This is a genomic window from Pseudomonas asplenii, from assembly GCF_001293465.1.
Lineage (GTDB): Bacteria > Pseudomonadota > Gammaproteobacteria > Pseudomonadales > Pseudomonadaceae > Aquipseudomonas > Aquipseudomonas fuscovaginae_B.
The window spans coordinates 1-369 of record NZ_JSYZ01000077.1; the positions used below are offsets into that span (position 1 = coordinate 1).

The 369-nt window shown below is 33.3% G+C and carries 1 protein-coding gene; it reads left to right on the plus strand.

What is annotated here, in order from left to right; genetic code table 11:
* Nucleotides 1–182: hypothetical protein (locus tag PF66_RS33340; protein WP_206542440.1), on the plus strand; the 182-nt coding region annotated here is incomplete at its 5' end.
* Nucleotides 183–369 lie beyond the last annotated feature (187 nt).

The window sequence follows — 369 nt, forward strand, 5'->3', positions numbered from 1 at the left end:
AGGAAGAATATGAAGAGTATTTTCGTTTAGTTTTAGAGAAATTACGTGAGTATCAGTTTTATGTTAAGTTCAGTAAATGTGAATTTTGGTTGTTCGAAGTGAAGTTTTTTGGTTATGTTATTTCGTCTGGAGGAGTGGCAGTAGATTTAAGTAATGTGGAGTCAGTGTTAAGTTGGAAGTAATTTAAGACGGTTTCAGAAATTCGTAGTTTTTTTGGATTTGCTGGGTATTATCGCAGGTTTATTGAGAATTTTTTAAAGATCGTCAGATTAATGATTCGTCTGTTTCAGAAGGAAGTGAAGTATAAGTGGACGGAGAATTGTGAATAAAGTTTTTAAGAACTGAAGAAAAGGTTAGTGACTGCGTCTG